The organism is Clostridium sp. UMB9555A (assembly GCF_030222355.1).
GTDB lineage: Bacteria > Bacillota > Clostridia > Clostridiales > Clostridiaceae > Sarcina > Sarcina perfringens.
On sequence record NZ_JASORQ010000066.1, the window covers coordinates 1 to 206 of the forward strand.

The 206-nt window shown below is 48.1% G+C and carries 1 tRNA gene; it reads left to right on the forward strand.

Annotated features, from left to right (window positions below):
• Nucleotides 1-27: 27 nt before the first annotated feature.
• Nucleotides 28-111, forward strand: a tRNA-Leu gene (locus QP548_RS16970).
• Nucleotides 112-206: the final 95 nt, after the last annotated feature.

Sequence of the window (206 nt, forward strand, 5' to 3'; positions counted from 1 at the left end):
TCCCTGGCAGATCACCAAATTTAATTTGCAGATGTGGCGGAATTGGCAGACGCACTAGACTTAGGATCTAGCGCCTATGGCGTGGGGGTTCGACTCCCTTCATCTGCACCAATTAAATTTAATTTTAAACATTCAATGCGGGAGTGACTCAATGGTAGAGTGTCACCTTGCCAAGGTGAAAGTTGCGGGTTCGAGTCCCGTCTTCC